This is a genomic window from Paenirhodobacter ferrireducens, from assembly GCF_004022265.1.
Classification (GTDB): domain Bacteria; phylum Pseudomonadota; class Alphaproteobacteria; order Rhodobacterales; family Rhodobacteraceae; genus Rhodobacter; species Rhodobacter ferrireducens.
This window is the reverse complement of the sequence record NZ_SAVB01000010.1, coordinates 11,625-36,280: the sequence shown is the minus strand read 5'-3', so window position 1 is coordinate 36,280 and position 24,656 is coordinate 11,625. Positions and strand designations below refer to the sequence as shown.

Below are 24,656 nucleotides of genomic sequence, written 5' to 3'. Positions count from 1 at the left end.
CGTCCTTTCGATGGCGACGGATCAGTCGAGCGCGACCGGCCCGAGGGTGGGATAGAGATCGCCCGGGCCGGGGTTCGCCGGATCGCAGGCGCCGCCGAAATGGGTCAGGATGCCCCAGACCGCGTTCAGCGCCGTCTGCACCGCACCCTCGACCCAGGCCGGGGTCCAGCTGATGCCGTCGCCGGCAAGGAAGATGCCGCGCTGCGCCGCCGGCAGGGTCTCCTGCATGAAATGGCCATACATGCGATGGTTGTAGCGGTAATGCCCCGGCAGCGCGCCCTTGAAGGCACCGAGGAAATTCTCGTCGGTCTCCCAGCTCACGCAGATCGGATTGCCGCGGATATGGCTGGCGATATCCACCCCCGGATAGATCCGCCCAAGTGCCGAGAGCGCCAGCTCCACCCGCTTTTCCGCATCATGCGGCAGCACCTTCAGCGCATCGGTCATCCAGGAATAGGACAGGCAAATCACCCCCGGCCGGTCCCGCCCGTTGTCGAAGAAATAGGTGCCGCGGGTGATCCGGTCGGTCAGCGTCATCGACATCACCGGCCGCCCGGTCGCCGGGTCGATGTCATGCCAGAACGGCCGGTCGACCATCACGAAGGTCTTTGCCGCCTGCATGTAGCGGGTGCGATCGAGCGCCATCCAGAGCTTCTGGTCGAAAAGCTCCTCGTCGGTCTCGATCGAGGTGGTCAGCAGGTGGCTCTGGCAGGTCACCAGCACCGCGTCGTAAAGATCCACTCGGCCCCAGCGATCGGTCACCGCGATGGCACCGCCGGCATCCCGCGCGATCCGCGTCACGCGCGAGCGCGTCGCACCGCCGTTCAGCCCGGCCAGCGTCATCCGCCCCCAATGCGCGCAATCGGCGGGCTGCCGCCAGAGCCGGTGCAGCACGTTCTCCACCCCGCCGACGATATAGCGCTGGTTGTCGTCGAGCGCACAGAGGTTCACCCGCAGGATCTCGAGCATCGAATTCGGGAAGTCGCTGTCCCAGCCGCCGGTGCCGAACCCGACCTGCCCGAACACCTCGCGGTGGCGGAAGCCGAGCTGGCGGAAGGCCCCGGAGGTGGTGACGAAATCATAGAAGGTACGCTCGTCCCAGGCCGCGACGAGCGGGTCCCAGATCTCCTTCACGCGCGCGGCGTCCCGCGCTGCCATCGCCGCGCGCAGGTCGGAAAACCGCGCCCCCTCCTCGAGCGCCGCGTCATAGGCGCGCGCGACCTCGCGATAGAGCTCGGGCAGATCGTCGAGCGTGCGGGCGAAAAGCGTCTCGCCCTCGAGGTCGATCACCGTCGAGCCGGCCGCCTCGGTCAGCGGGTTCGGAAAGGGCGCGCTCTCGCAGCCGAGAAGATCGACGTAATGGTAGAAACCGCGCGACGAGACGGGAAAGCGCATGCCGCCGAGTTCGGCGATGACATCCTCCGTGCCCTCGAAGGGTTCCGAGCGCAGCCGCCCGCCGAAGGCGCCCGATTCATAAAGCACCGGGCGCAGGCCGAGCTTCATCAGCTCGTGCCCGGCGATCACCCCCGCCGCACCAGCCCCGACGATCGCGACCGCGGCGCCATGGCGCGCCGCGGGAACCTGCCCGAGCCCGGCAGGATTGGCGAGCCAGTCGTCATAGGCAAAGGGGAAGTCGGGCCCGAAAGCCGAAAATTCTGACATCTTGCATCCTTTCAATCCGGCTCTTGTACCGCAGCGCCGCAATCCGGCGGCCTATTCTGCCGGGCCGGTCCCCGCACCGGCCACAGGGGCCCGGGCCAGGCGGTTCGCGAAGTGGCACAGAAAGGCAAGCTCGGTGCCCGCCGCCGCCGTAAGCCCGGCGAAGATCAGGGCCCCGTCGGCGGGCGCGGTGATCGGCGTGCCGTCGGCGCGCTGCCCGATGACCTCGCCGCGGCGCACCGGCTCGCCGGCGCTGAACTGGCGGATCATCCGGTCGTCGTCATCCGCGGCCAGGATCGCCTCGCCGATCTCAAGCTCGCGCGGCATGGGCAGGTCCGGCAGCGGCCGGTCGATCATCCGCAGATGCGAGAGCCCGTTCAGGATCACCTGCCAGCCGATCTCGGGGCCACGCGGATCAAGATGCTGACCGCATTCCACCGTGACTGCATAGCCGCCCGCGAAGCGCATGAATTCCGTCGTGCCGACGCCGTGGGCCGCAAGCCCCGCCGGCCCGCCCGCCGCCCGGCGCTGTGCCAGCGCACGCTCATGCGCCGCCATCCAGCCATGCACCACAAGCGGCAGGCCAAGCGCCCGCACCAGCGCAGCCTCCTCTGCCGCGCGGTGGAACGGCTCGAGCCCGTCGTCATTGTCAGCCGGACCGCAGAGCGCGAAGGCCTCGCCCGGCGCGGAAAAGGAATGCAGGTCGATCAGCACGTCATGGGCGCGCAGGATCGGGCAGATCACATTGCCGAGCCGGTCCTCGTTGTCGAGCGGCACCGGGCGCTCGCACAGATCGCGGTTGAGGTTGCGCATACCCTCGCGGCTGTTCTGCGCCCAGGCGAGCGGGTTCATCACCGGAACGAAGGTGACCGAGCCGCGCCGAAGCCGCAGCGCCCCCGCGCGGAACGCCGCAATGGCGCGCGCGATCGCCGCCGGCCCGGCGGGCTCGTTGCCATGCACCGCCCCGGTGACGAGGAGCCGCGGCCCGGGGTGCAGCGCGCGGAAGGTCACGCTTTCGGGCCCGCCGGCCTCCGGTTCCGTTGCCCGGGCCGGCACGCTGGCCGTGTCGGCGAACCCGATGTCGATCAGCATGCCCGGGCGCAGCCGTTCGGCAAGTGGCATGAGATGCGCACGCGCGACCGCGACACAGCCGGCAGAGCCCGAGAAATCCTCCCGCGCGGCATGGATCAGGATGCCGCTGCCCTTGCCGATCACCGGTGTCGCGTCGTTCCAGCCGACGGGGATGAACAGATCGAACAGCGCCTCGTTGTCGCGCCCGCCGCACCCGCCGTCTTGCGCGAACCGGTTGTAAAGCGGGTCCGTCACATCCTCGACCCACAGCCAGTCCGCCGGTTTCGGCACGAAGGGAAAGGCCAGCCCGCGCGGCGCATCGCCGAAGACCGCCGGGTCGTAGAAGCCATAGCGCAACGGGAAGGTCCCGATCGGCGTGCACAGATCGCCCTCGCGCTTGCGCGACGGCTCGATCAGTCCGCCCCGGCCGGTCACACAGGGAATTTCCCAATCGCCGATCCGCAGCGTGCCAAGATGCGGCGCCCGGTGATCGGCGCCCGAACGCACCACGATCACGTCGGCATGGTTGCTCATCGCGAAGCTCCTTCAGTCAACAGATGGCAGCGGGCGCGGTGGTCGTCCGCCAGCCCGGTGAACTCCGGCACGCCACCGGCGCGACAAGCCCCGAACGCCTGTGCACAGCGCGGATGAAAGGCGCAGCCTGCGGGCGGGGCCAGCGCCGAGGGCGCCTCGCCGCGCAGCCGCTCCCAGCCGGCATCGGGGCGCGCCGGGTCGGGGATCGAGGCGATCAGCGTGCGGGTATAGGGATGGGCGGGCGCGGTGAAGATCTTGCGCCAGTCGCCCTCCTCGACGATGCGGCCGAGATACATCACCGCGATGCGGTCGCTCATGTGTTCGACCACGCCGAGGTCATGCGAGATCATCAGCAGCGCCACCCCGAGCTCGTCCTTGAGCTCGAGCAGCAGGTTGATGATCTGCGCCCGGATCGACACGTCGAGCGCCGAGACCGGCTCGTCGCAGACAACAAGCTGCGGCTCGACGATCAGCGCACGGGCGATGGCGATGCGCTGCCGCTGCCCGCCCGAGAATTCATGCGGATGGCGGCCGGCCGCATCGGGGTTCAGCCCGACCTTGCGCAGCATCGTGGCAACGCGGTCCTCGCGCTCGGAGCGGTTGGTAACGCCATGCAGCTTCAGCGGTCCCCCGAGACTCTGGCCGATGCTCTGGCGCGGGTTGAGCGAGGAGAACGGGTCCTGGAACACCATCTGCACCATCCGCGCCCGGGCAAGCCGGTCGGCCCCCCAGTCCTCGCGCCCATTGAGCGCAATGCGCCCAGAACTCACCGGCACCAGCCCCATCACCGCCTGCGCGAGCGAGGACTTGCCGCAACCGGATTCCCCCACGAGCCCGAGACATTCGCCGCGCCCGATATCGAGGCTCACGCCATCCACGGCTCTCAGCATGCTTTTGCCGAAGCCGTGGCCCAGACGCACCGGGTAATGCACTTTCAGATCCTGCAAGCGCAGGACGGGCTCTGCTTCAGTCATGGAGAAAACACCGTATCCGCCCGCCCTGCGGGAGTTGCGTGGTCTCGGGCGTGGCCGCGGCACAATGCGCCATCACCCGGGTGCAGCGCGGCGCAAAGCGGCAGCCCGCACCGTAGTCGAGGATCGCCGGCACCGTGCCCGGGATCTCGGTCAGCGCCGCCTGCCCCTCGGTCAGCCGCCGGCCGAGCCGCGGCAGGGCCCCGACGAGGCCCCGGGTATAGGGATGGTGCGGCGACAGGAAGATCCGCTCGGCCGCCTGTTCCTCGATCAGATGGCCGGCATACATCACCGCAACGCGGTTGCAGATCCGCGCCACCAGCCCGAGATCATGCGAGATCATCAGCACCGCCGTCCCCTGCTCGCGGCACAGTTCGAGGATCAGGTCGATGATCTCGGCCTGGATCGTGACGTCGAGCGCGGTGGTCGGTTCGTCCGCGATCAGAAGCGCCGGATCGCAGGCAAGCGCGATCGCGATCATCACCCTTTGCCGCATCCCGCCCGAAAGCTGGTGCGGATAGTCGTCGACCCGCCGCGCCGCGCCCGGCACCTGAACCCGGTCGAGCGCTGCGATCGCCGCCTTGCGGGCGGCACGCGCCCCCAGGCCGCGGTGCAGGACGAACATCTCGCCGATCTGGTCGCCGATCGTCATCAACGGGTTCAGCGCGGTCATCGGCTCCTGGAAGATCATCGCGATCCTGTCCCCCCGCAGCGACCGCAGTGACCGGTTCGACAACCGGGCCACATCCTGTCCCTCGATCAGGATACGACCGTTCGAAACGTGCATCGGCGCGGTCAGAAGCCCGGCCACCGACAGCGCGGTCAGGCTCTTGCCGCAGCCGGACTCGCCCACGAGCCCGACGACCTCGCCTCGCCCGATCGTCAGGTTGACCCCCTCGACCGCCGGGTGATCGCGCCCCTCGACGCGCAGTGCAATCGTCAGATCCTCGATCCGCAGAACGTCGTCGCTCATCGTTTCGACCTCCCCTGCGGATCAAGCAGGTCGCGCAGACCGTCGCCGAGCAGATTGAACCCGAGCACGGTGAAGAAAATCGCAAGGCCGGGGAAAACCGCGACCCAGGGCGCGACGATCAGCTGCTCGCGCGCCCGCGCCAGCATCGATCCCCAGCTCGGCGCCGGCGGCACCACGCCCAGCCCGAGGAAGGAGAGCGACGCCTCGGCCATGATCGCCGACCCGATCCCCATCGTCGCCACCACGACCAGCGGCCCCGCGATATTCGGCAGCAGCTCGCGCGCCATGATATGCACCGGGCCATAGCCCATCGTCCGGGCCGCCTGCACGAAGGGGCGCGATTTCATCGTCAGCACCTGCGCGCGCGAAATCCGGCAGCTGTAGGCCCAGTCGGTCATGCCAAGCGCGATCAGCAGGCTCAGGATTCCGGGCCCCAGCACCGCCATCAGCGCCAACGCGAAGACGATCGTCGGCACCGCAAGCATGACATTGGTCAGTCCCTGAACGAATTCGTCCCACCAGCCGCCGAAATATCCCGCCGAAACGCCCAGAGCGACGCCGATGATAGTGTTCATCAGCTCGACCAGCAGCCCGATCGTCAGCGCGATCCGCGCGCCATAGACGATACGCGAGAAGATATCGCGCCCCTGCTCGTCGGTGCCCATCAGGAAATCGGCATCGGGCGCGGTCTCGGCGAACATCAGGTTTGCGTCGGTGATCGGATCGTGCGGCGCGATCAGCGGCGCGAAGACGGCGACGAGGATCGCGATCAGGACGATCGCACCACCCGTCGCCAGATTGGGACGCGCCAGGAGCTTGAGCATGGCCGGCTTCCTCATTTGTAGCGGATGCGCGGGTCGATCAGCAGATAGGCGACATCGACCAGCGTGTTGACGATCAGGAAGAACAGGACGATCACGAGGATGCAGCCCTGCACCACGGGGATATCGCGCAGCCCCACCGACTGGATCAGCAGCGAGCCCACACCAGGCCAGGCGAAAAGGCTCTCGATCACCACCGAGCCGCCCATCATCGAGCCGAACTGCAGCCCGATCATCGTCAGGATCAGCATGAAGGCATTGCGCGCGAGATGCTTGCGCACGAGCCGCCCCTCCGACATGCCCTTCGACCGGGCGGTGCGGATGAAATCGGCAGTCTTCGTCTCGAGCACGGCGGCCCGGGTCGTCCGCGCGAGCAACGCCATCGGTGCAATGCCAAGCGTGAGCGCGGGCAGGATCAGGTGTTCGATGCCGCCCTGGCCATAGCCGAAGGTCGGCAGCCACCCGAGTTGCAGCGAGAACACATACATCAGGAGCAGACCGAACCAGAACCCGGGCACCGACAGGCCCGAGACCGCGAAGACCATCGCCAGCCCGTCAATCCAGCGGTTCTGCCGCGCCGCGGCGATATAGCCGAGCGGCAGGCCGGTGACGATGGCGCAGGCCATCGCCGCGCAGGCCAGCTTGAACGAGGCCCAGATCCGGCCACCCAGCATCTCGGTCACCGGCTGCTGGGTGGCGAAGGACAGGCCCAGATCGCCATGCAAGATCCCGACCAGATACTGTCCCAGCCGCAGCGGGACCGGATCGTTCAGATGCAGTTCGGCCGCGATCCGCTCTGCCACCGCAGGGTCGAGCGATCGCTTCTCGGCCATCAGCGACGAGACATAATCGCCCGGGATCACGCTGAAGATCAGAAAGACCAGTGTGATCACCACCGCGACCGTCACGACGGCCTGGAGCAGACGTCGGAGGAGGACCAGCGCCATCGGAAATCCTTTCAAGAGCCGGCGGCGGGCTGCCCCGCCGCCGGAACGCGGTCACTTGCGGCCGGGGGCGTCGGCGTCAAGCCAGATGCTGTCGACCTCGAGGATCGCCGCCTCGGTCACGTTGCCGCCGATGCCGTGCACCCAGGGCTGCGTGGCCACCACCGCCTTGTTGTTGTTGTGGAACCAGACCGGCGCCTTGTCGAAGATGTAGCCATCGGCCTGTTTCGTCAGCTCGATCCGCTTTTGCGCGTCGAGCTCGCCTGCCGCCTTGTCCAGCATCGCATCGAAGGCCGGATCGGAGAAACCGCCGTAATTGCATCCCGCCCGCGTCGTGCGGCTGTCGAAGCAGCGCAGAGCCGCGATCGGATCGGGCCCGGTGCCCGCCGAATAGATCCAGGCCTGTGCACTGCCCGCGCTCATCGCGTCGGAGAGCATGCCCGCTTCCACCACCTTCGGCTTCACGGTGAGACCGATCGCCTTCAGATAGGGGGTGATCGCCTGCACCACACCGATGCCGTTGGTCCCGTCGCGGGCCCAGACCTCGATCTCGGCGCCGTCGGGGTATTTCGAGGCCGCCATCAGCGCCTTCGCCTTTTCCACGTCATAGGGATAGGGCGTGCGCGCCGCATCGAAGGCGATCGAGGTGCGCGGCAGCCAGCCGGTGGCCTTGAACGCCTTGTCCTTGAGCAGCTTCTGGATGATCAGATCGCGGTCGATCGCATAGTTGATCGCCTGCCGGACCTTCTCGTCGTCGAAGGGCGGATCGGCAAGGTTCATCCCCATATGCGCGGTGAACAGCTCGGCCACCTCGACCAGCCCTTTCGAGAGCTGCGGATCCTGCTTGTAAAGCGCATAGGCTGAGCCCGAGATCACCGTGGCATCAAGCTCGCCCGCGCGGAACGCCATGTCGAGCGCACTGTCGTCACCCGAGATGGTGAATTCGACGCGGTCGGCATAGGGCTTTCCGGGCTTGAAGTACTTGTCGAACTTCTTGCCCACCACCCGCGAGCCCGCGATATGCTCGACGAAGACATAGGGGCCAAGCCCCACCGGATGGGTGATGAAACCGGGTTTCTCGACTTCTTCCTTCGGCAGGATCGAGGTCACACCGTCGAAGAAGAGCATGCCCGGATCGGTGAAGTTCTTCATCTTGATCTGCAGGGTCTGGTCGTCGATCTTGCGCAGCCCGGAGATATGGTCCGCCTTGCCCGCGGCATAGTCATCAGCCCCTTCGATGGTCTGGATCAGCGAAGACCCCGGAAAGCCCTTCTGCGGATCCATGATCCGGGTGAAGGACCAGATGATGTCATCTGCCGTCATCTTCCGGCCGTTGTGGAAATAGACGGTGTCGTAAAGCTTGTAGGTGTAGGTGAGCCCGTCCGGCCCGACCTCGACCGAAGAGGCCAGATCCAGCGCCGGGGCATTGGTCTCGGTGTCCCAGGTGTAGAGCGAGCGGTGGAAGGCCTTCGAAACCGCCATGTCCTGCGACCGCCAGGTCATGTGCGGATCAAGCGATTTCAGCGCCGCGCCGAAGGGCGCCGAAAGGTGCAGCGTACCGCCCGGCAGCGGCGTTTCCGCCCAGACCGCCGTTCCCGCCAGCAGCGCGGCAACCATCGCCCCCGCCCGCAAGGCCGTTCCGATTTTTCCGTGTTTCATGTTCTGGTTCCCTGTTGTTTTCTGCCGGTCATGCCGGGCATTCTGATTGTGCCCGAAAGGCGGCAAGGCACAGCCGCGCCACCTCGGGCAGAAAGGTCGTGTCATCGGCGCTCCAGTGGCTGTCGGTCATCACCGAAAGGATGAAGCCCGTCTCGCCCAACTCGCCGTAAAGCAGGTCATGGCGGGTCCAGCTCGTATGCCCCGCCTTCGCCCAGACCTTCACATCCTCCGCAAGCCCTTCGCCCAGAAAGCCCCGCACCTGGTCGCCCTCGGGCGGGCATCCGCCGCTTGCAAAGGCGGCGCGCTGCGCGGAACGGTCGAGAAGCGACATCATCCAGGCCGACCCCGCCGCCGCGCCGCGCACGATGTCATGCAGAAGCGCCGCACCCGCCCGCGCCGTCAGCCGGTTGCCGCTGGTGCCCTCGCGGATCTGCTTTGCGGCGCCATAGGGGCTGTCCTCGTAGGTCGCGTGCAGCACGCTGATCCCCGCAAAGTCCGGATCGCGCCGCGCCTCGAACCACGCCTGCACGCTGTGCCGGGCGCGGGTAAACTCCGCCAGCGTCGCCGCATCGCACCAGGGCCCGTCGAACGCCCCGCTCATGCGCCCAACGAGATAGGCCGTCGCCTCGTTCGACGAGATTTCGATCATCGCCCGTGCCGCGCGCCGGTCCTCGTCGGTCAGCACGAGGCGCCCCTCGGCCTCCAGCCCGCACAGCTCGTACAGATGGAACAGCTTGACCACGCTTGCCGGATAGACCGGCACCTCGGCGCGATGGGTCACGCAACCGGCAAGATCGAACCGTCCGGGATCGGCAAGGCGCGGCGCGCGCGCATAGGGCTTCAGCACAAAGCTGATGCGATCGGACGTCAGGGCGCCGCCGCTCATGTCCTCTGCGCACCGCAGAATCGCGGCGCGAAGATCGTCTGGAAACGATGCTGTCACGATAGACCTTCCTGCATTTCGCGCCCGGTTCATCCAGACTGCGTTCTGTTGGAATTCAATAAAATCTCGCTTTGCCGTCAGAGATATAGAAAATAAGATGCAAGTTCATTCATTTCAGATATGGACTGCCGAACCATGGCCTATCAGCACATCACCGAGCTCAATCTCCGGCAGGTCGAGATCTTTCGAGCGGTGATGAAATTCGGCACCGTGACGACCGCGGCGACGGCCCTTGGCTCCTCGCAACCCACGATCACGCGCGAGATCTTGCGGCTCGAGGATGCCGTGGGCTTCCCCCTGTTCGAGCGCCGCCGCCAGCGGCTGCACCCGACCGCGCGCGCAGCCAAGCTCTATCACGAGGTCCAGGCTGCCTTCATCGGGCTCGAGCGGATCAATGAATGCGTCAACCAGTTGCGCGGTGCACATGATGAAGTGCTCTATATCTCGGCGCTTCCGGCCTTCGCACAGACCATCCTGCCCGAAGCGATGGCCCGGCTCTACCGGACGCATCCGCAGGTCTCGGTGCGGATCGACAGCACCGATCCGCGCGACCAGTCGCCGATCTCCGGCTTCAACTTCGACATCGGCCTGACCGAATCCACCAATGTCGTGCCGGATGCCGACGTGATCTCGCTGGGCCAGTTCGAGCAGGTCTGCGTCCTTCCCCCCGACCACCCTCTCTGTGCCCGCAAGGTACTCGAGCCGACCGATTTCGCCGACATGCCATTCATCTCGCTCGGAGAATACGACCCCTACCGGCAGCTTATCGACCGCACCTTCGACACCGCCGGGGTGCAGCGGCGCATGAAGATCAGCGCGCAATCCTCGCATGCCGCCTGCGAGATGGTACGGCGCGGTCTCGGGGTGACGATCCTCAATCCGCTGACCGCGCTAAGCTATGTCGAGCGAGGGGTCGAGCTGCGCCGTTTCCGGCCGGTCCTGCGCTTCTGGGTCTCTGCGGTCTGCCCGGTGAACCGACCCGCCGTGGCGACGGGCAAAAGCCTGGTGCGCCATCTGCGCGCCACCTGCGCCGAGGCCCGCCAACAGCTTGATGCGCTGCTGGCCTAGCGCCTGCCGCGTCTCCACCTGCCGCGAGTGATGTCGCCCAGCCCGGGAAAAAGCCCCGCAAGACGCGGGACGCAATGCCGGGAAGATCCGGGCCCTGAAACGAATCGGCCCGCCTCGTGATGCAAGGCGGGCCAATGCGGTGCAGCTCAGCCCTTTTGCGGGCGGAACGCCGCGCGATACTCCGATTGGCGCTCCAGCATCCAGCCCGGATATTCCGCGGGCAGCTTCGTCACCGCATCCAGCGCCGCCAGATCTTCGGCCGAGAGCATCACCTCGGTTGCGCGGATATTGTCCTGCAACTGATCGATCCGCTTGGCGCCGACGATCACGCTGGTCACCACCGGCTGATGCAAAAGCCACGCCAGCGCCACCTGCGCGACGGTGCAGCCCCGCGCCGCGGCGATCTCGCGCAGCACGGAAATGGTGGCGTCGCCGCGGTCGAGATCCACCGGCGGGAAGTTGAAATTCGCCCGGCGGCCCTCGTTCGCCTTACTGCCGTCGCTGTACTTGCCCGAGAGGAACCCGCCAGCCAGCGGGCTCCAGACCATCAGGCCGATGCCTTCGGCCTGCAGCATCGGCACGATCTCGCGTTCGAGGTCGCGGCCGACCAGCGTGTAATAGGCCTGCAACGACAGGATCGGCGCGAGCTGCCGCGCCTCGGCGATGCCCACCGCCTTGACGATCTGCCAGGCCGCCCAGTTCGACAGGCCGATATAGCGCACATGCCCCTGCCGCACGAGCGTATCGAGCGCTTCCAGCGTTTCGGCGATCGGCGTCAGCGGATCGAAGCCGTGGATCTGATAGAGATCGATATGATCCATCTGCAACCGCCCAAGGCTGGCCTTGGCCTGCGCCAGGATATGTGCCCGCGACGCACCGCGCGCGTTCGGCCCCTCGCCCATCGGCCCCAGAACCTTGGTCGCGATCACCACATCGTCGCGCGCGATGCCGAGATTGCGCAGCGACTGGCCAAGGATCCGCTCGCTCTCGCCGCCCGCATAGACATTCGCGGTGTCGATGAAGTTGATGCCGGCGTCGAGCGCCGTTCTGACCAGCGTGTCGGCCTCGTCCTGACGCAACTGGCCGATCTGGCCCCACATGCCGTCCGAGCCGCCAAAGGTCATCGTGCCAAGGCAAAGTTCGGAGACCAGAAGGCCGCTCGGGCCAAGAGTACGGTACCGCATGGGATGTTCCTTTCTGTCGGAGGATACGCCGGGGGAAACCTCCCCGGGACGCGGCAAAGATAGGGCCGTCTCGCTCCGGGGCGCGACGCTGATCCTCGCAATTCCTTGCACGATCCTCTCATCGGAACCGATTTCAGGCTGTGAACCTTCCGGACAGGCCCTAGGTTGCAGACCATGGAACCCGATCATCTCACCCCGCTCCGCGACCAGATCGCCCGCCAATGGCAGACGCATGGCCGCGAACTCCCGATCGACGGGCTGCTGCTGACCTCGGTCACGGCGCCGACGGGGCCGATCCATGCCGTCTATCGGCCCTCGCTCTGCGTCGTGGCGCAGGGCGCCAAGACCAGCATGCTGGGCGAGCAGGCCTATCGCTACGAGGCCGGGAAATGCCTGATCGCGTCGATGGAGGTGCCGATCCGGGCCGAGATCACGCGCGCCACGCCCGAACGGCCCTATCTGGCCTTCAGCCTCGCGCTCGATCCCGCGACGATCTCCGATCTGCTGCTGGAGCGGGACGGCCGGGACGGTGCATCTGCCGGCCCGGCGCTGGCCGTCCACGCCTTCGGTCCGGAGCTGGTCGATCCGCTGTGCCGACTGATGGCGCTGTGCGACCGGCCGCGGGATATCGCGGTCCTCGCGCCGCTGATCCGGCGCGAGATCACCTGGCTCTTGCTGAACGGGCCGATGGGGCCGGCGTTGCGGCAGATCGGTCTGGTGGGCAGTCACATGGCGCGGATTGGCCGGGCCATCGCCTGTATTCGCGAGAGCTTCACCGGGCAGCTGAACGTGCGACACCTCGCCAATCTCGCGGGAATGAGCCCCGCGACCTTCCATCGGCACTTCAAGGCCGTGACGGCAATGACCCCGGTGCAGTATCAAAAGCAGCTCCGGTTGCAGGAGGCGCGGCGTTTGCTGCTTTCCGACAGCGCCGATGTCGCGCGGATCGGCTATGCCATCGGCTACGAGAGCCCGTCGCAGTTCAGTCGCGAATATCGCCGCCTGTTCGGGGCCCCGCCGGGCAAGGACGGACTGGAGATCCGCAAGGGGCTCGCGCCCCGGATCGAGGCGTGACGGCAGTATCCTTGCGGGCTCTTCGCGGCCCGTCGCTGCCGCGAAGAGCCGTCATGCGCGGGGAGCGCGATGGTCGCGAGCGGAGGCACGTGCATGGATGGTGCCGAACGGCCAGCCCCGATGCCGCTCTCACCAGCAAGCTTCCGGTCGCCTGGCCGCATGGCGGCGACCGGAAAATGTGTCGGGGCCAGTGTCACTCGGGGGCTTTGACGAGGATCTTCACGTGGGATTTCTCCTTGACCAGTGCCTCGAAACCTTCCGCGACGATGTCATCCAGCGCGATCCGCTTCGTCACCAATTGGTCGGCGCTGAAATAGCCCTGTGTCATCAGGGCCATGACTGCCGGATAGACATTTCGGTAGGCGATGGTGCCGTGCAACTGGCGCTCCTTGAGGACGACGGTGTTGGGCTGGAAGGCGGCTGCCTTCTCCCAGATCGAGACGATCAGGACCTGTCCTTCGTGGCGGGTGGCGTCGATGCACTGCGGCAGCACCTGCGGCACGCCCGTGACTTCGAAGGCCACATGCACGCCGCCGGTCGCCGCGCGGATCGCCGCGACCGCATCCGTGGCCGTCGGGTCGATCACCGCCGTCGCGCCAAGCTCCAGCGCCTTCTGGCGGCGCACCTCGGAGGGCTCGACGACGTGGATCTCGGAGGCGCCCGCCACGCGCAGGGCCTCGACCACCAGAAGCCCGATCGGCCCGGCACCGAAGACCGCGGCCTTGTCTCCGGCCCGGATCTTCGACAGGCGCACCGCGTGCAGGGCGACGGCGGCCGGCTCGACCAGCGCCCCTTGTTCCATCGAGAGCCCCTCGGGCATCTTGTGGACCATGCGCGCGGGCACCACGCTATGCGCCGCAAAGCCGCCGTGACCGCCGGAAAGGCCGACGAAGCCGAGGTTGTCGCAGAGGTTGTACTTGCCCTCGAGACAGGCGGCGCAGGTGCCGCAGGCGAAGATCGGCTCGATCGCGACGCGGTCGCCGACCGCGAGCCCCGTCACGCCCGTGCCCAGCTCCGTGATGGTGCCGCAATATTCGTGCCCCATGGTGATCGGCGCCTTGTCGTGGCTCAGGGGGTGGTTCTGCTCCACTGGGACGAAGATCGGCCCGGCGAGGTATTCGTGCAGGTCGCTGCCGCAGATGCCGGTCCAGGCGACTTTGATCTTCACCTCGCCCGCCTGCGGGCCGGGTTCGGGGATATCCTCGACGCGGATGTCTTTGACGCCGTGCCAACGTGCTGCTTTCATGGTCTTATTCCTTTGTTCGTGCGGTTTCGGCGAGCGACCGCGCGGCCGTCGGCCCGGCTCGGCCGGCCATGGCGCGCGCCCCGCCGGTGACGGGAACGCCTGTCCCGCTGAGCGGCAGGGCGTTCCCGCTGCGGTATCGGGGAAGGTTTGCGCGCACCCGTTCAGGGAGGAACCGGGTGCGCGCCGGGGGTGTCAGGACAGGTGATGCACCTCCTGCAGGCCATAGACGGGCGTCTCGAGCCCCTCCATCCGGGCCTTCAGCTGCAGCGCGAGATAGAGCGAGTAATGCCGCGACTGGTGCAGGTTGCCGCCGTGGAACCACAGGTGCTCCTGCTGGGTCGGCTTCCACATGTTGCGCTGCTCCCCCTCCCAGGGGCCGGGATCCTTGGTGGTGTCGGAGCCGAGGCCCCAGACCTTGCCCACCTTGTCCGCGACTTCCTGGCTGATGAGATCGGCGGCCCAGCCGTTCATCGAGCCGTAGCCGGTGGCCATGACCACCAGATCCGCATCGAGATGCGTGCCGTCGCTCAGCACCACGCCGGTTTCGTCGAAGCGCTCGGGCTGGCCCTTCACCAGCTTGATGGCGCCGTCGATGATGAGCTGGCTCGCGCCCACGTCGATGTAATAGCCCGACCCGCGCCGGAGATACTTCATGAAAAGGCCCGAGCCGTCATCGCCCCAGTCGAGATCGAAGCCCGCCTTCTCGAGCCCCGCATAGAACTCGGCATCACGCTCGCGCATCTTGTCGTAAAGCGGGATCTGGAACTCGTGCATGATCCGGTAGGGCAGCGAGGCAAAGACCATGTCGGCCTTTTCAGTGGTCATCCCGGAGGCCACCGCCTCTTCGGAATAAAGCGCGCCGAGGCCGATCTCCATCAGGCTGTCCGAGCGCACGATATGGGTCGAGGAGCGCTGCACCATGGTGACGTCGGCATCCGCCTCCCAGAGCGCGGCGCAGATGTCATGCGCCGAGTTGTTGGACCCGATCACCACCACCTTCTTGCCGGTCCAGTCGTCCGGCCCCTTGTGCTGCGAGCTGTGCTGGATTGCGCCGCGGAAGCTCTCCATCCCCGGGAAAGAGGGCATGTTCGGCTTGCCCGACATGCCGGTGGCAAGCACCAGCTGCGTCGGGCGGAGCGTCACCTCCTCGCCGTCGCGGTTCACCTTGACCTCCCAGGTGCCGCTCTCCGCGTCAAAGCGCGCCTTCTGCACCTCGGAGCGCGTCCAGTAGTTCAGCTCCATCACCTTGGTGTACATCTCAAGCCAGTCGCCGACCTTGTCCTTGGGGGTGAAGACCGGCCAGTTGTCGGGGAACTTGATGTAGGGCAAGTGGTCGTACCAGATCGGGTCATGCAGGCAGAGCGACTTGTAGCGCGAGCGCCACTGGTCTCCGGGCCGGTCATGCTTGTCGAGGATGATGGTCGGCACGCCAAGCTGGCGCAGCCGCGCGCCGAGGGCGATGCCGCCCTGGCCGCCGCCGATGATGACGGTGTAGGGCTGCCGGGTGTAGCCGAGCTCCTCCGCCTCGGCGGCACGCTTTTCGCTCCACGACAGGCGGTTCTTGGAGGCGCCGTGTTCGGCCCCCATCGGGCGCCGTTTGCCCCGGTTCTCCTCGAAGCCCTTCAGCTCCTGCAGCGCGGTCAGCAAGGTCCAGATCCGCCCCTCCTTCAGGCGCATCAGGCCCCAGCCACGGCCGGTGGCGGTCTCGAAGGTGACCCAGGCGGTGGTGACGCCGCCCTCCTCGGCGGGGATCTCGCCGCCCTGCAGGGCGAACCGGCCGGGCTTGGTGTGCGTGAGCTGGGCGGCAAGCATGTCCTGGATGGCTGCCGGCCCTTCGGCCGTCTTCAGGTTCCAGGTCACGGCGACCAGATCGCGCCAATAGCTGTCGGTGGCAAAGAGCGCGCTCGCTGCCTGTGCGTCGCCTTCCTCAAGGGCGGCGTTCAGGCGGTCGAGCGTCTCCTGCACCTGCGTGGTGACTGTCGAGTCGAGCATTGCGTTTCCTCCTCATCAGCAATGTGCTGGGGGAAGATTGGCAAGGCGCGGCGCTTCGGCTCCACGGAAAATTGCCGGAAAATGCCCTCCCGGCACTTGCGGCGACGCAGCATGTTGCACACGCAACGCCGCGCAACATCTCACTGAGGCGCCTGCAACCCTTCCTTGCGGATGCGGCGCAGGATGGTCGAGCGGTTCACCCCGAGACGGCGGGCGGTGCGGGCCATGTTCCAGTTGCAGGCATCCAGCACGGCCTCGAGATCGAGCGTCTCCTCGCGCGGTCTGGGCGCCGCGGGAAGGTCCGGCAGGTCGATCACCGTGCTCTCGGCCAGCGCGCAGGCGACGTCGAGCACATTGCCGAGCTCGCGCAGGTTCCCCGGCCAGTCGCGCGCCATCAGCTCCGAGCGTGCCGAGGGCGTCAGGCGCATCTCCCCGCCGCAGCGCCGGCCGAGGAGACGCTCGATCAGCCAGCCGAGATCCTGCCGCTCGCGCAGGGGCGGCAATTCGAGAACGGAGCCGGCAAGCCGGTGGTAGAGCGCCGCCGGGAGGGTCTCGCCCGAGAGCAGGGCGCCCGGCGCGTGGCCGCTGGTGGCAATCGGGCGCATGTGGGCGTGTGCATCCAGAAGCGCGGGAAGGGCCCGCACGATCTCGGGCCGCAAGTCCTCCACTCCCCGCAACAGCAGCGTCCCCGGCTCCGGCTGCGCCGAGAGGGCGGCCTCGATCTGTTCGGGCATCGCCCCCGCACAGTCGAGGGCAACGAAGCCGCGCCGACGCGATGCCATGTGGATGGCGCGGGCGAGCTTGGTCTTGCCGCTGCCGCTCTCGCCGCAGATCAGGAGCGGGACATGTGTCGGGGCGAGCCGTTCCGCCTGCGCCAGCAGGCGGGCCATGGTCGGATCGCTTCCCGCCAGGGTGGCAAGAACCCCGCCGACCGCGCGCTTCTCCGGCGTCGAGCGGTCCTTTTGCGCCCTGCGCGGCCTCTGGGGGGCGATCGCATGGCCGAAAACCGCCCCGCCGTCGCTCAGGGAGACGACTCTTTCCTCGGTCGGGCGGTCGCGCATCAGGTCGGGCAGGTCGTCCACGCTCAGCCCGAGCAAGCTGTCGATGTGCTCTCCGATCAGCCCCTTGCCGCGCGACAGCATCCGTGTCGCCGCATGCGTGGCGCCGATCACGCGCCCCGATCCATCCAGCGACACCGCGGCTTCCGGATCGACATCGAGGAATTCGGGGCTCGTGGAAAACCGCAGCACCCATTCGCGACGGCTGGCCGCCATGAGGTTCGCCATCTCGACCCGCCGCGCCGCAGAGGTCACCAGAGACATCGCGAGGTTCTGGCTGCTTTTCGGCGAGGGCGAGCGCAGGAGGGAAATATCGAGCACCGCCGCCAGTTGGCCGAGGCTGTCGTAGATCGGGGCCGAGGTGCAGGAGAGCCCCGTATGCGCGCTGCCGAAGTGGTCGTCCTGATGGACGGTGACCGGCTCGCCGGTATAGATGCAGGCACCGACCCCGCAGGTTCCCGCCAGATCTTCGGACCAGTTCGAACCCAGATAAAGCCCCGCGCCGCGCAACTCGTCCACGAGCCGGTCGTCCCCGAAGAAGTCGACGCAGACGCCTTTTGCATCGGTCAGCAGCAGAACGTAATTCTGCCCCGCCACCTGTCGAAACAGCCTCTGGAGGCTCGAGCGCGCCGCGCCGATCATCCAGTCGGCCTGCTCCCGATGGGTGCGGAACTCCGAGTCCGTGACGATATGGGCCGGTACGCGGCTGGTCGGATCCATGCCGTAGACCTCGACACAGCGCCGCCAGGACGCATCCACATAACTGTCCCGTCCCGTTGCCTGACCATCCAGGACCTGCGCGATCTCCTCGACGTGATCATGCTCGACCATGCGGCACTCCTCCCGCCAGCCACGTTACCAGTTCGCGACATCATTCCGATGGTGGACTTTGGTACAAGGCTGTGCCGGCTGTCCCTCGGGCCCGCAGCGACCATCGCGCTCTGTTCGGGGCGACGGGATGGGGGAGCGTCAGCCGTTTTCCCGACCTCTGGGTTGCCCGCCGCTGGCCCCCGCAATGCCGAAGCGTTGCCGGTAGGCGACCGGCGTCGAGCCGGTGATCTTCTGGAAGATCTTGCGAAAGGCCGCGGGATCGGAATAGCCCACCTGCCAGGCGATCTGATCCACCGGCGTGATCGTGCGCTCCAGATCCTCGCGCGCCTTCGCGATCCGGACCTGTTGCAGGTAGTCGTTGGGCCGGTGGCCGGTGGCGGCGGTGAAGCGGCGCAGGAAGGTGCGTTCGGTCATCCCGGCTATGCCGTGCAGATCCCCGAGCCGCAGCGCCGTGAACGCATGGGCATGCAGGTGATGCTGTGCGGCGCGGATCGCCTCGTCGCCGTGATCGAAGCGCGGGATGAACTGCGCGAAGGGCCGCTGGCTCGTGCGCGGCGGGTCGATCAGCAGGAATTTCGCGGTCGCGAGCATCGTTGCCGGCCCCAGCAACCGCTCGACAAGGGTCAGTCCCAGATCGGTCCAGGCGAGAATGCCGCCCGCCGTCATCACATCGCCCTCGTCAATCATCATGTGATCCTCGGCCAGCCGGATGTCGGGGAACCGCGCGGCGAGCTGCGCGGCGAAGGCCCAATGCGTCGTCGCCCTGCGGCCGTTCATCAGCCCGGTCTCGGCCAGCACGAAGGCCCCGGCGCAGACCGAACAGAGCACCGTCCCCGTGGCATGCTGGGCAAGCAGCCAGGTCGCGGCCCCGGGGGCCGGTGCCATCCGATCGGGCATGACGATGCTGGGCGGGATGATAGCATGCCCGAGCGCATGCGGCGGGCCCGGGTGGCTGTCCCAGACGCAATCCACCCCGTCCTCCGTCGCCTGCCAGTGGCTGACCCGCAGGCTCGCGGCATTCGCGCCGGTCCATTCCCCGGCAATGCGAAACAGATCGGTCAGCCCATGCACCGCGGCCAGCTGGCAATCGGGATAGATCAGCAGGCCGATCTCGGCCACCGGGACGACTCCTTGCAACATTGTCTGTTTTGCCATCTTCAATGTCATTTACGCCACGCCTCGTGAGGTCTCTCAGGTTCTAGGTTTCCTCCTGTCGAAAGCAAGAGGTCACAATGGCGATCGAACACACAAGGCGACAGATGCTGATGACCGCGGCGGCGGCCGCGGCCCTCTCGGCGCTGCCGCGTGAAATTCTGGCACAAATCCAAGGAGATATCATGATGGATACGATCAAGACGAAAGACGGCGTGGAGATCTTCTACAAGGACTGGGGGCCGAAAGACGCTCAGCCCGTCGTCTTCCACCACGGCTGGCCGCTGTCGTCGGATGACTGGGATGCGCAGATGCTGTTCTTCCTGTCGCATGGCTATCGCGTCATCGCCCATGACCGCCGCGGGCACGGCCGCTCGCAGCAGGTCAGCGAGGGGCACGACATGGACCATTATGCCGCCGATGCGGCGGCCGTGTTCGAGGCGCTCGATCTGCGTAACGCGGTCCATATCGGGCATTCGACCGGCGGCGGCGAGGTCGCGCGCTATGTCGCGAAATTCGGTCAGCCACAGGGCCGGGTTGCCAAGGCTGTCCTCGTGGCCGCCGTGCCGCCCCTGATGCTGAAGACCACGGCCAACCCCGAGGGCACGCCGCTCGAGGTCTTCGACGGCTTCCGGGCTGCGCTCGCCACGAACCGGGCGCAGTTCTTCCGCGATATCCCGGCCGGCCCGTTCTACGGCTTCAACCGCGCGGGCGCGACGGTGCTGCCGGGCGTGATCGACAACTGGTGGCGTCAGGGCATGATGGGCGGTGCCAAGGCCCATTACGACGGGATCAAGGCCTTCTCGGAGACCGACCAGACCGAGGATCTGAAGGCGATCACCGTGCCCACGCTGGTGCTGCATGGCGACGACGACCAAGTCGTGCCCTACAAGGACGCGGCCGAGAAGCAGATCAAGCTGCTGCAGAACGGTCAGATGAAGATCTACAAGGGCCTCTCGCACGGGATGCTGACCACCCATGCGGACCTGCTGAACGCCGATATCCTGGCCTTCATCACGGCCTGATCTGACCGAGAGGTCCGACCATGCCGGGCAGCTCCGGCATGGTCGGATTGAAGATGAAAGCGGCAAGAAAGTCTCGCACCGCAGCCACAGAAAACCGAATGCTGCTGCATCTCACCCCGCCTGGCAGCATTTGCGACGCCGAACCACACCGCAGGCGGGTTGGCAAATGTCGCCACCGGGCCGTTCAGGTATTCCGCAAGCAGCTGCGAAGCTCTAAGCTTGACGCCCTGTCGGGCGCGCGGCCTGCACCAATAGGCCAGAAGGTTTTCCATGGCAGTCAAACCGATGTTGCACCCCCGCAACCAGCACCGGGAGGGGTATGACTTTGAACGCCTGTTCGTGAGATCTCCCGAACTGGAGGCCCTCACGACAAGAAACCCGCGCGGTCAGACGACGATCGATTTTCAGGACCCGAACGCGGTCCGCATGCTCAATCGGGCGCTGTTGCGGACGCATTATGACATTGATTTCTGGGATATTCCGGCCTCTTTCCTGTGTCCTCCGATCCCGGGCCGTGTCGATTACGTCCACTACCTGGCGGATCTGCTGGCCGAGAGTAACGGCCACAAGATCCCGCACGGCCCCGAGATCAAGGCGCTAGACATCGGAACCGGCGCCAGCCTCGTGTATCCGCTGACAGGTCGGCATGAATACGGCTGGGACTTCACCGGTGTCGATATCGACCCGGTCTCGCTCAAGTCGGGCCGCGAGATCTGCAAACGCAATGGGCTGAATATCCGTCTCAGGCGTCAGAACAATCCGGAGGATATCTTCGAAGGTGTTGTCGGCCCCGATGACATTTTCCATGTCACGCTGTGCAACCCGCCGTTTCACGCATCGCTTGCCGAAGCCGAAGAGGGCACGCGGCGCAAGTGGCGCAATCTTGGCAAGGGGCAGTCGGCCGCACTCAATTTCGGCGGCCAGAATGCCGAACTCTGGTGCCCCGGGGGTGAAATCGGCTTCATCGCCCGAATGATCGAGCAGAGCATAGCTTTTGCCGACCAGTGCCTGTGGTTCACCTGCCTGGTGTCCAAGAAAGACAGCCTCAAGCCACTCTGCAGACTGCTGAAGAAAGCGAAGGTTGCCGAGTTCAAGGTTGTCGAAATGGCGCAGGGCCAGAAGACCAGTCGGTTTCTGGCCTGGACGTACTATCCTGAAAGGCAGAGATCCTTATAGGCGGGTCACTGCCGGCGCCATCGCCCAAGGCGCGCGAGCCCGTCACAAACTGCGAAGCGCATGGTCAATGTCGGCTCTGAGCCGCTCAGGTGCGGCCAGATCTTGCGCTGGGTGCCCCCGGCAGTTCCCGCATGACCGCGACGAGCCGAGGCACCTCACTCAACCTGGCAGAGTCACGATGACCGGCGCGCCATGCGTCGCGATGACGGTATGTTCGTATTGGACCGCCAGGGCGCGGGGATGGCTGAAGAGAGTCCATCCGTCGTCACCTTCCGTCGCCATCAGCCCGCCCCGGGACAGGAACGGCTCGACCGTCAGCACCATCCCGTTGTGCATGCGGCGCTTGTCTCGGCGCGTGGGCCAGGTTGCGATCTCTTCGGGATATTCATGCAGCGAACGACCGACACCATGGCTGGCAAGATTGCGGATCAGGGTATAGCCGCGCGCAGAGGCGAAACGCCCGATCGCCTGACCGATCCCGGCCAGCGGCTTGTCGTGGCCGACCTGCGCAATGCCGATCTGCATCGCCCGCTTGCCGTCCTTGCACAGGCGCTCGAGAGAGGCGCGCACCGGGGGCACCCGAAAGCTCGCCCCGGTATCGGCAAAGAACCCATCCTTCGATGCGGAAACATCGATGTTCACCACGTCGCCCCGGGCGATGCCCCTGTCACCGGGGATCCCATGTGCAATCTCCTCATTCACGCTGATGCAGGTGGTGCCGGGGAAGTCATAGGTGAGCTTTGGCGCCGACTGGGCGCCTTCGCGGTCGAGAACCTCGCGCCCGATCTCGTCAAGCTCGCGCGTCGTCATCCCGGGTTCGAGCGCCGTCGACATGATCTTCAGCGTGTTCGCCACGATCCGGCCGATCGCCTTCATGCCATCCAGTTCTTCTTCTCTGGTGATCGTCATGACAAACGCTCTTTTCAGGGGAGACAGGGCAATGCCGTAATAGCAACGACCGGCAAGGTTTGCATTGCCAGAATGCGCGCAGGGATTTCGCAGAAGCGCAGCTTGGCCGCGCGGTCGGTGACGGCATACCGTTTGAGGTTCATGCCACCCGTTCTCAGAAAAACGATCCCCCGGATCGTTTCCAGATCTTCGAGCGGGGGCCGATCCGGCGGCCTCTCTGGTCGCCGGATCAAGGCCCCGAGCCTGATCGAGGTCGTCCATGGCCAAAACGTCGATGACAATGCAGTTTCCGTCTCTTGGTCACTTCCGATGAACAGGATAACGGGAAAACCATTGCCACTTTGCCGCACAGCTCCTTCGCGCTCAGCCAGGCCTGGTGCGCCTTCAGGATGTCAATGGTCTGCTTTTCGCGGAACCGGATTCGTCATCATCTGTCCCTCATCTGGAAACCAGGCTTCCCTGAAAGCCAGGACATTTCAGGAGAGCAGATCGGGTCCATGCACCTCCACAAGGGCGCCGCACCCGGCCAAAGCCGGATGCGGCGCCAAGTCATTCAGCCGGGTCCTCGACCAGCTGCGGCGAGACCTTCCAGTCGCGCAGCTTGTACACCGTGCCGGGGCGCGGGCGCGGCGCATCAGCGCTCTCGCGCATCCGGCGCTTGAACGAATGGATCGGCGTTGCCCGGTCGTCGATGCGCACCTCCACCACCGAGGGGCCGTCATGAGCGAAAGCCGCATCAAGCGCGGGACCGATCTCCTCGGGCCGATCCACCGTGAAGCCCCGCAGCCCGAGGGCCTGCGCCGCTGCGGCAAAGCTCGGCTGTACTGTCTCCGTTTCCAGGAGTGCCGATTGCACATTCTTGAAGAAGATCTCCTGCCAGAGCTGGATCCAGCCGAGTCTGCCGTTGTTCAGCACCACGTTCACCACCCGTTGGTTGAACTGCGCCTGAGTCGCAAGTTCTCCCACCGTATAGGAAAAGGCGCCGTCACCCGCGACGGTAACGATCCGCGTTCCGGGACGGGTTTCGGCCGCGCCGATCGCACCCGGCACCGAATAGCCAAGCCCGCCCTGACCGCGCGCAAACAAGAACTGGCGCCCGGGCTGTTGCGCCGGAATGTAGCCCGCGATCCAGCCGGCAGAGAAGGAGGCATCCGAAACCACAATATCCTCGGACCCGATCCGCTTTGCGAGTTCCGCCATCACCCGCGGAGGCTGGATCGGAACCGTCTCAGCGGCAATCTCGACCGCTTTCTGGCGTTCGCCCTCGGCCTTCACCTCGGCGATGCGCTGCAACCAGCCCGCCCGGGCGGGCTGCGCGCCCAGCGCGCCGTCGAGCGCGACGATGATCTCGCGCACGTCGCCAAGCAGCGGCACAGTCGGCCGAAAGGTGCGCCCGTGTTCCAGCGGATCGAAGTCAATGGTGATCGTCGCCTGCTCCGGGCGCGGCAAGGTCCAGTTCATGCCGGTGTTCTGGCTCACCTTCGAGCCGCACCAGATCACCAGATCGGCCTCCTGAATCAGTTCAATCGCGGCCCAGGAGCCAAGCGGATTGAGCACCCCCGCCGCATAGGGGCGGGTTTCGGGAACCGACCCCTTGCCGGAGAGAGAGGTCACCGTCAGCCCGTTCAGCCTGTCGGCGAAGGCGGTGACCTCTGCGCAGGCATCGGCGCCATGCACGCCACCGCCGCAGACAAGCGCGGGACGTTTCGCCCGGCGGATCAGCGCGGCCGCCATCGCGATATCGCCCGCCGGCGCGGTCGAGCGCAGATAGGGGATGCGGATCGTGCGGTCGTCCACCGTTGGCGGTGGGGTCACACCATCCCAATCGGCATCGAAAATGTCATGCGGGATTATCACCGCGACCGGCCCGGGGCGCGGCGAGGTCGCCACCCGGAACGCGGTGCGCAGGATATCTGGCAGCGCCGCCGCCGAAGGCACCTGCCAGGCAGCCTTGGTGCAGGTCTTGAAGAAGGAAAGCTGGTCGAAGCCCTGGCTTGCGATCCCCTTCTCCTTCAGCGCCAGCCAGTCGAGCGGCAATTCGCCCACAATGCCCACCATCGGGATCGACGCATTCAGCGCCTCGAGGAACCCGGCAGGCAGCAGGTTCGCACCTGGCCCCACCGTCACATCGCAGACACCCGGCTTGCCGGTCAGCCGCGCATAGGCATCGGCGGCATAGGCGGCGTTCCTCTCGTCGCGCATCAGCACATGCCGGATCCTGTTCGAGCGCCGCGAAATCCCGTCATGCAAGGCGGTCGTCTGCCCTCCGGGCATTCCGAACACCACATCGACACCGGATCTTGCCAGCATCTCGGCCACCAAATCGCCCATGTGGGGCATAGTTCTCTCCTTTCGTCAGGGGGATG

20 protein-coding genes are annotated in these 24,656 nt (G+C 66.4%); 4 read left to right on the top strand and 16 right to left on the bottom strand.

Annotated elements, in window-relative coordinates; translation table 11 throughout:
- Positions 1-21: 21 nt before the first annotated feature.
- The 8 genes from EOW65_RS09325 to EOW65_RS09290 are packed head-to-tail and all read right to left on the bottom strand — an operon-like array spanning position 22 to position 9,518.
- Positions 22-1,662, bottom strand: a complete 1,641-nt coding sequence (locus EOW65_RS09325) for a flavin monoamine oxidase family protein (RefSeq protein ID WP_128148796.1) — start codon at positions 1,660-1,662, stop codon at positions 22-24.
- 51 nt (positions 1,663-1,713) lie between these two features.
- A complete protein-coding gene (locus EOW65_RS09320; protein ID WP_128148794.1) occupies positions 1,714-3,264 on the bottom strand; it encodes a L,D-transpeptidase family protein in 1,551 nt (516 codons plus the stop codon).
- On the bottom strand, positions 3,261-4,238 hold the full coding sequence (locus tag EOW65_RS09315; protein ID WP_128148792.1) for an ABC transporter ATP-binding protein: 978 nt from the start codon (positions 4,236-4,238) through the stop codon (positions 3,261-3,263). The genes EOW65_RS09320 and EOW65_RS09315 overlap by 4 nt, the downstream gene beginning before the upstream one ends.
- Positions 4,231-5,208, bottom strand: coding sequence for an ABC transporter ATP-binding protein (locus EOW65_RS09310; RefSeq protein ID WP_128148790.1), 978 nt, complete (start codon positions 5,206-5,208; stop codon positions 4,231-4,233). The genes EOW65_RS09315 and EOW65_RS09310 overlap by 8 nt, the downstream gene beginning before the upstream one ends.
- Positions 5,205-6,032, bottom strand: a complete 828-nt coding sequence (locus tag EOW65_RS09305) for an ABC transporter permease (protein ID WP_113901758.1) — start codon at positions 6,030-6,032, stop codon at positions 5,205-5,207. The genes EOW65_RS09310 and EOW65_RS09305 overlap by 4 nt, the downstream gene beginning before the upstream one ends.
- Before the next feature lie 11 nt (positions 6,033-6,043).
- A complete protein-coding gene (locus EOW65_RS09300; RefSeq protein WP_128148788.1) occupies positions 6,044-6,976 on the bottom strand; it encodes an ABC transporter permease in 933 nt (310 codons plus the stop codon).
- A gap of 51 nt (positions 6,977-7,027) precedes the next feature.
- Positions 7,028-8,632, bottom strand: coding sequence for an ABC transporter substrate-binding protein (locus tag EOW65_RS09295; protein WP_128148786.1), 1,605 nt, complete (start codon positions 8,630-8,632; stop codon positions 7,028-7,030).
- A 28-nt stretch (positions 8,633-8,660) separates the two neighbouring features.
- Entirely contained in the window at positions 8,661-9,518 is an 858-nt protein-coding gene (locus EOW65_RS09290) for a serine hydrolase (protein ID WP_164880050.1), read from the bottom strand.
- 177 nt (positions 9,519-9,695) lie between these two features.
- Here EOW65_RS09290 and EOW65_RS09285 point away from each other — a divergent pair, with 177 nt between their 5' ends.
- The gene (locus tag EOW65_RS09285) at positions 9,696-10,643 is read left to right on the top strand and encodes a LysR family transcriptional regulator (protein WP_128148783.1); all 948 of its coding nucleotides are present in this window, start codon (positions 9,696-9,698) and stop codon (positions 10,641-10,643) included.
- A gap of 146 nt (positions 10,644-10,789) precedes the next feature.
- On the opposite strand, the gene EOW65_RS09280 is transcribed toward EOW65_RS09285, so the two are convergent.
- A complete protein-coding gene (locus EOW65_RS09280) occupies positions 10,790-11,827 on the bottom strand; it encodes an aldo/keto reductase (RefSeq protein ID WP_128148781.1) in 1,038 nt (345 codons plus the stop codon).
- A 174-nt stretch (positions 11,828-12,001) separates the two neighbouring features.
- Between EOW65_RS09280 and EOW65_RS09275 the strand changes: the two genes are divergently transcribed.
- Positions 12,002-12,901 (top strand): AraC family transcriptional regulator, encoded by a 900-nt coding sequence (locus EOW65_RS09275; protein WP_128148779.1) that lies wholly within the window; start codon positions 12,002-12,004, stop codon positions 12,899-12,901.
- Between the two features lie 193 nt (positions 12,902-13,094).
- Here the strand turns inward: EOW65_RS09275 and EOW65_RS09270 are convergent, their stop codons facing one another.
- The 4 genes from EOW65_RS09270 to EOW65_RS09255 all read right to left on the bottom strand — a co-directional run bounded on the left by EOW65_RS09270 (position 13,095) and on the right by EOW65_RS09255 (position 19,183).
- On the bottom strand, positions 13,095-14,147 hold the full coding sequence (locus tag EOW65_RS09270) for a 2,3-butanediol dehydrogenase (RefSeq protein ID WP_128148777.1): 1,053 nt from the start codon (positions 14,145-14,147) through the stop codon (positions 13,095-13,097).
- 192 nt (positions 14,148-14,339) lie between these two features.
- Positions 14,340-16,139, bottom strand: coding sequence for an NAD(P)/FAD-dependent oxidoreductase (locus EOW65_RS09265; RefSeq protein WP_128148775.1), 1,800 nt, complete (start codon positions 16,137-16,139; stop codon positions 14,340-14,342).
- A gap of 140 nt (positions 16,140-16,279) precedes the next feature.
- Positions 16,280-18,028 carry a sigma-54-dependent Fis family transcriptional regulator gene (locus tag EOW65_RS09260; RefSeq protein WP_128148773.1) on the bottom strand — a complete coding sequence of 583 codons (1,749 nt, stop codon included), beginning with the start codon at positions 18,026-18,028 and terminating at the stop codon, positions 16,280-16,282.
- Between the two features lie 138 nt (positions 18,029-18,166).
- The gene (locus tag EOW65_RS09255; protein WP_240664607.1) at positions 18,167-19,183 is read right to left on the bottom strand and encodes a GlxA family transcriptional regulator; all 1,017 of its coding nucleotides are present in this window, start codon (positions 19,181-19,183) and stop codon (positions 18,167-18,169) included.
- Positions 19,184-19,368: 185 nt separating this feature from the next.
- Here EOW65_RS09255 and EOW65_RS09250 point away from each other — a divergent pair, with 185 nt between their 5' ends.
- Both EOW65_RS09250 and rlmF read left to right on the top strand, forming a co-directional pair.
- Positions 19,369-20,205 (top strand): alpha/beta fold hydrolase, encoded by an 837-nt coding sequence (locus tag EOW65_RS09250; RefSeq protein ID WP_206364047.1) that lies wholly within the window; start codon positions 19,369-19,371, stop codon positions 20,203-20,205.
- A 270-nt stretch (positions 20,206-20,475) separates the two neighbouring features.
- On the top strand, positions 20,476-21,381 hold the full coding sequence (gene rlmF, locus EOW65_RS09245) for a 23S rRNA (adenine(1618)-N(6))-methyltransferase RlmF (RefSeq protein WP_128148767.1): 906 nt from the start codon (positions 20,476-20,478) through the stop codon (positions 21,379-21,381).
- A gap of 159 nt (positions 21,382-21,540) precedes the next feature.
- Here the strand turns inward: rlmF and map are convergent, their stop codons facing one another.
- The 3 genes from map to EOW65_RS09235 all read right to left on the bottom strand — a co-directional run bounded on the left by map (position 21,541) and on the right by EOW65_RS09235 (position 24,621).
- Complete coding sequence (gene map / locus EOW65_RS09240) at positions 21,541-22,290, bottom strand: type I methionyl aminopeptidase (RefSeq protein WP_128148765.1); 750 nt, start codon at positions 22,288-22,290, stop codon at positions 21,541-21,543.
- Positions 22,291-22,304: 14 nt separating this feature from the next.
- Positions 22,305-22,433 (bottom strand): hypothetical protein, encoded by a 129-nt coding sequence (locus EOW65_RS20380; protein ID WP_276319600.1) that lies wholly within the window; start codon positions 22,431-22,433, stop codon positions 22,305-22,307.
- Positions 22,434-22,839: 406 nt separating this feature from the next.
- Positions 22,840-24,621: a thiamine pyrophosphate-binding protein gene (locus EOW65_RS09235; protein ID WP_240664605.1), complete on the bottom strand. Its 1,782-nt coding sequence runs from the start codon at positions 24,619-24,621 to the stop codon at positions 22,840-22,842.
- Positions 24,622-24,656: the final 35 nt, after the last annotated feature.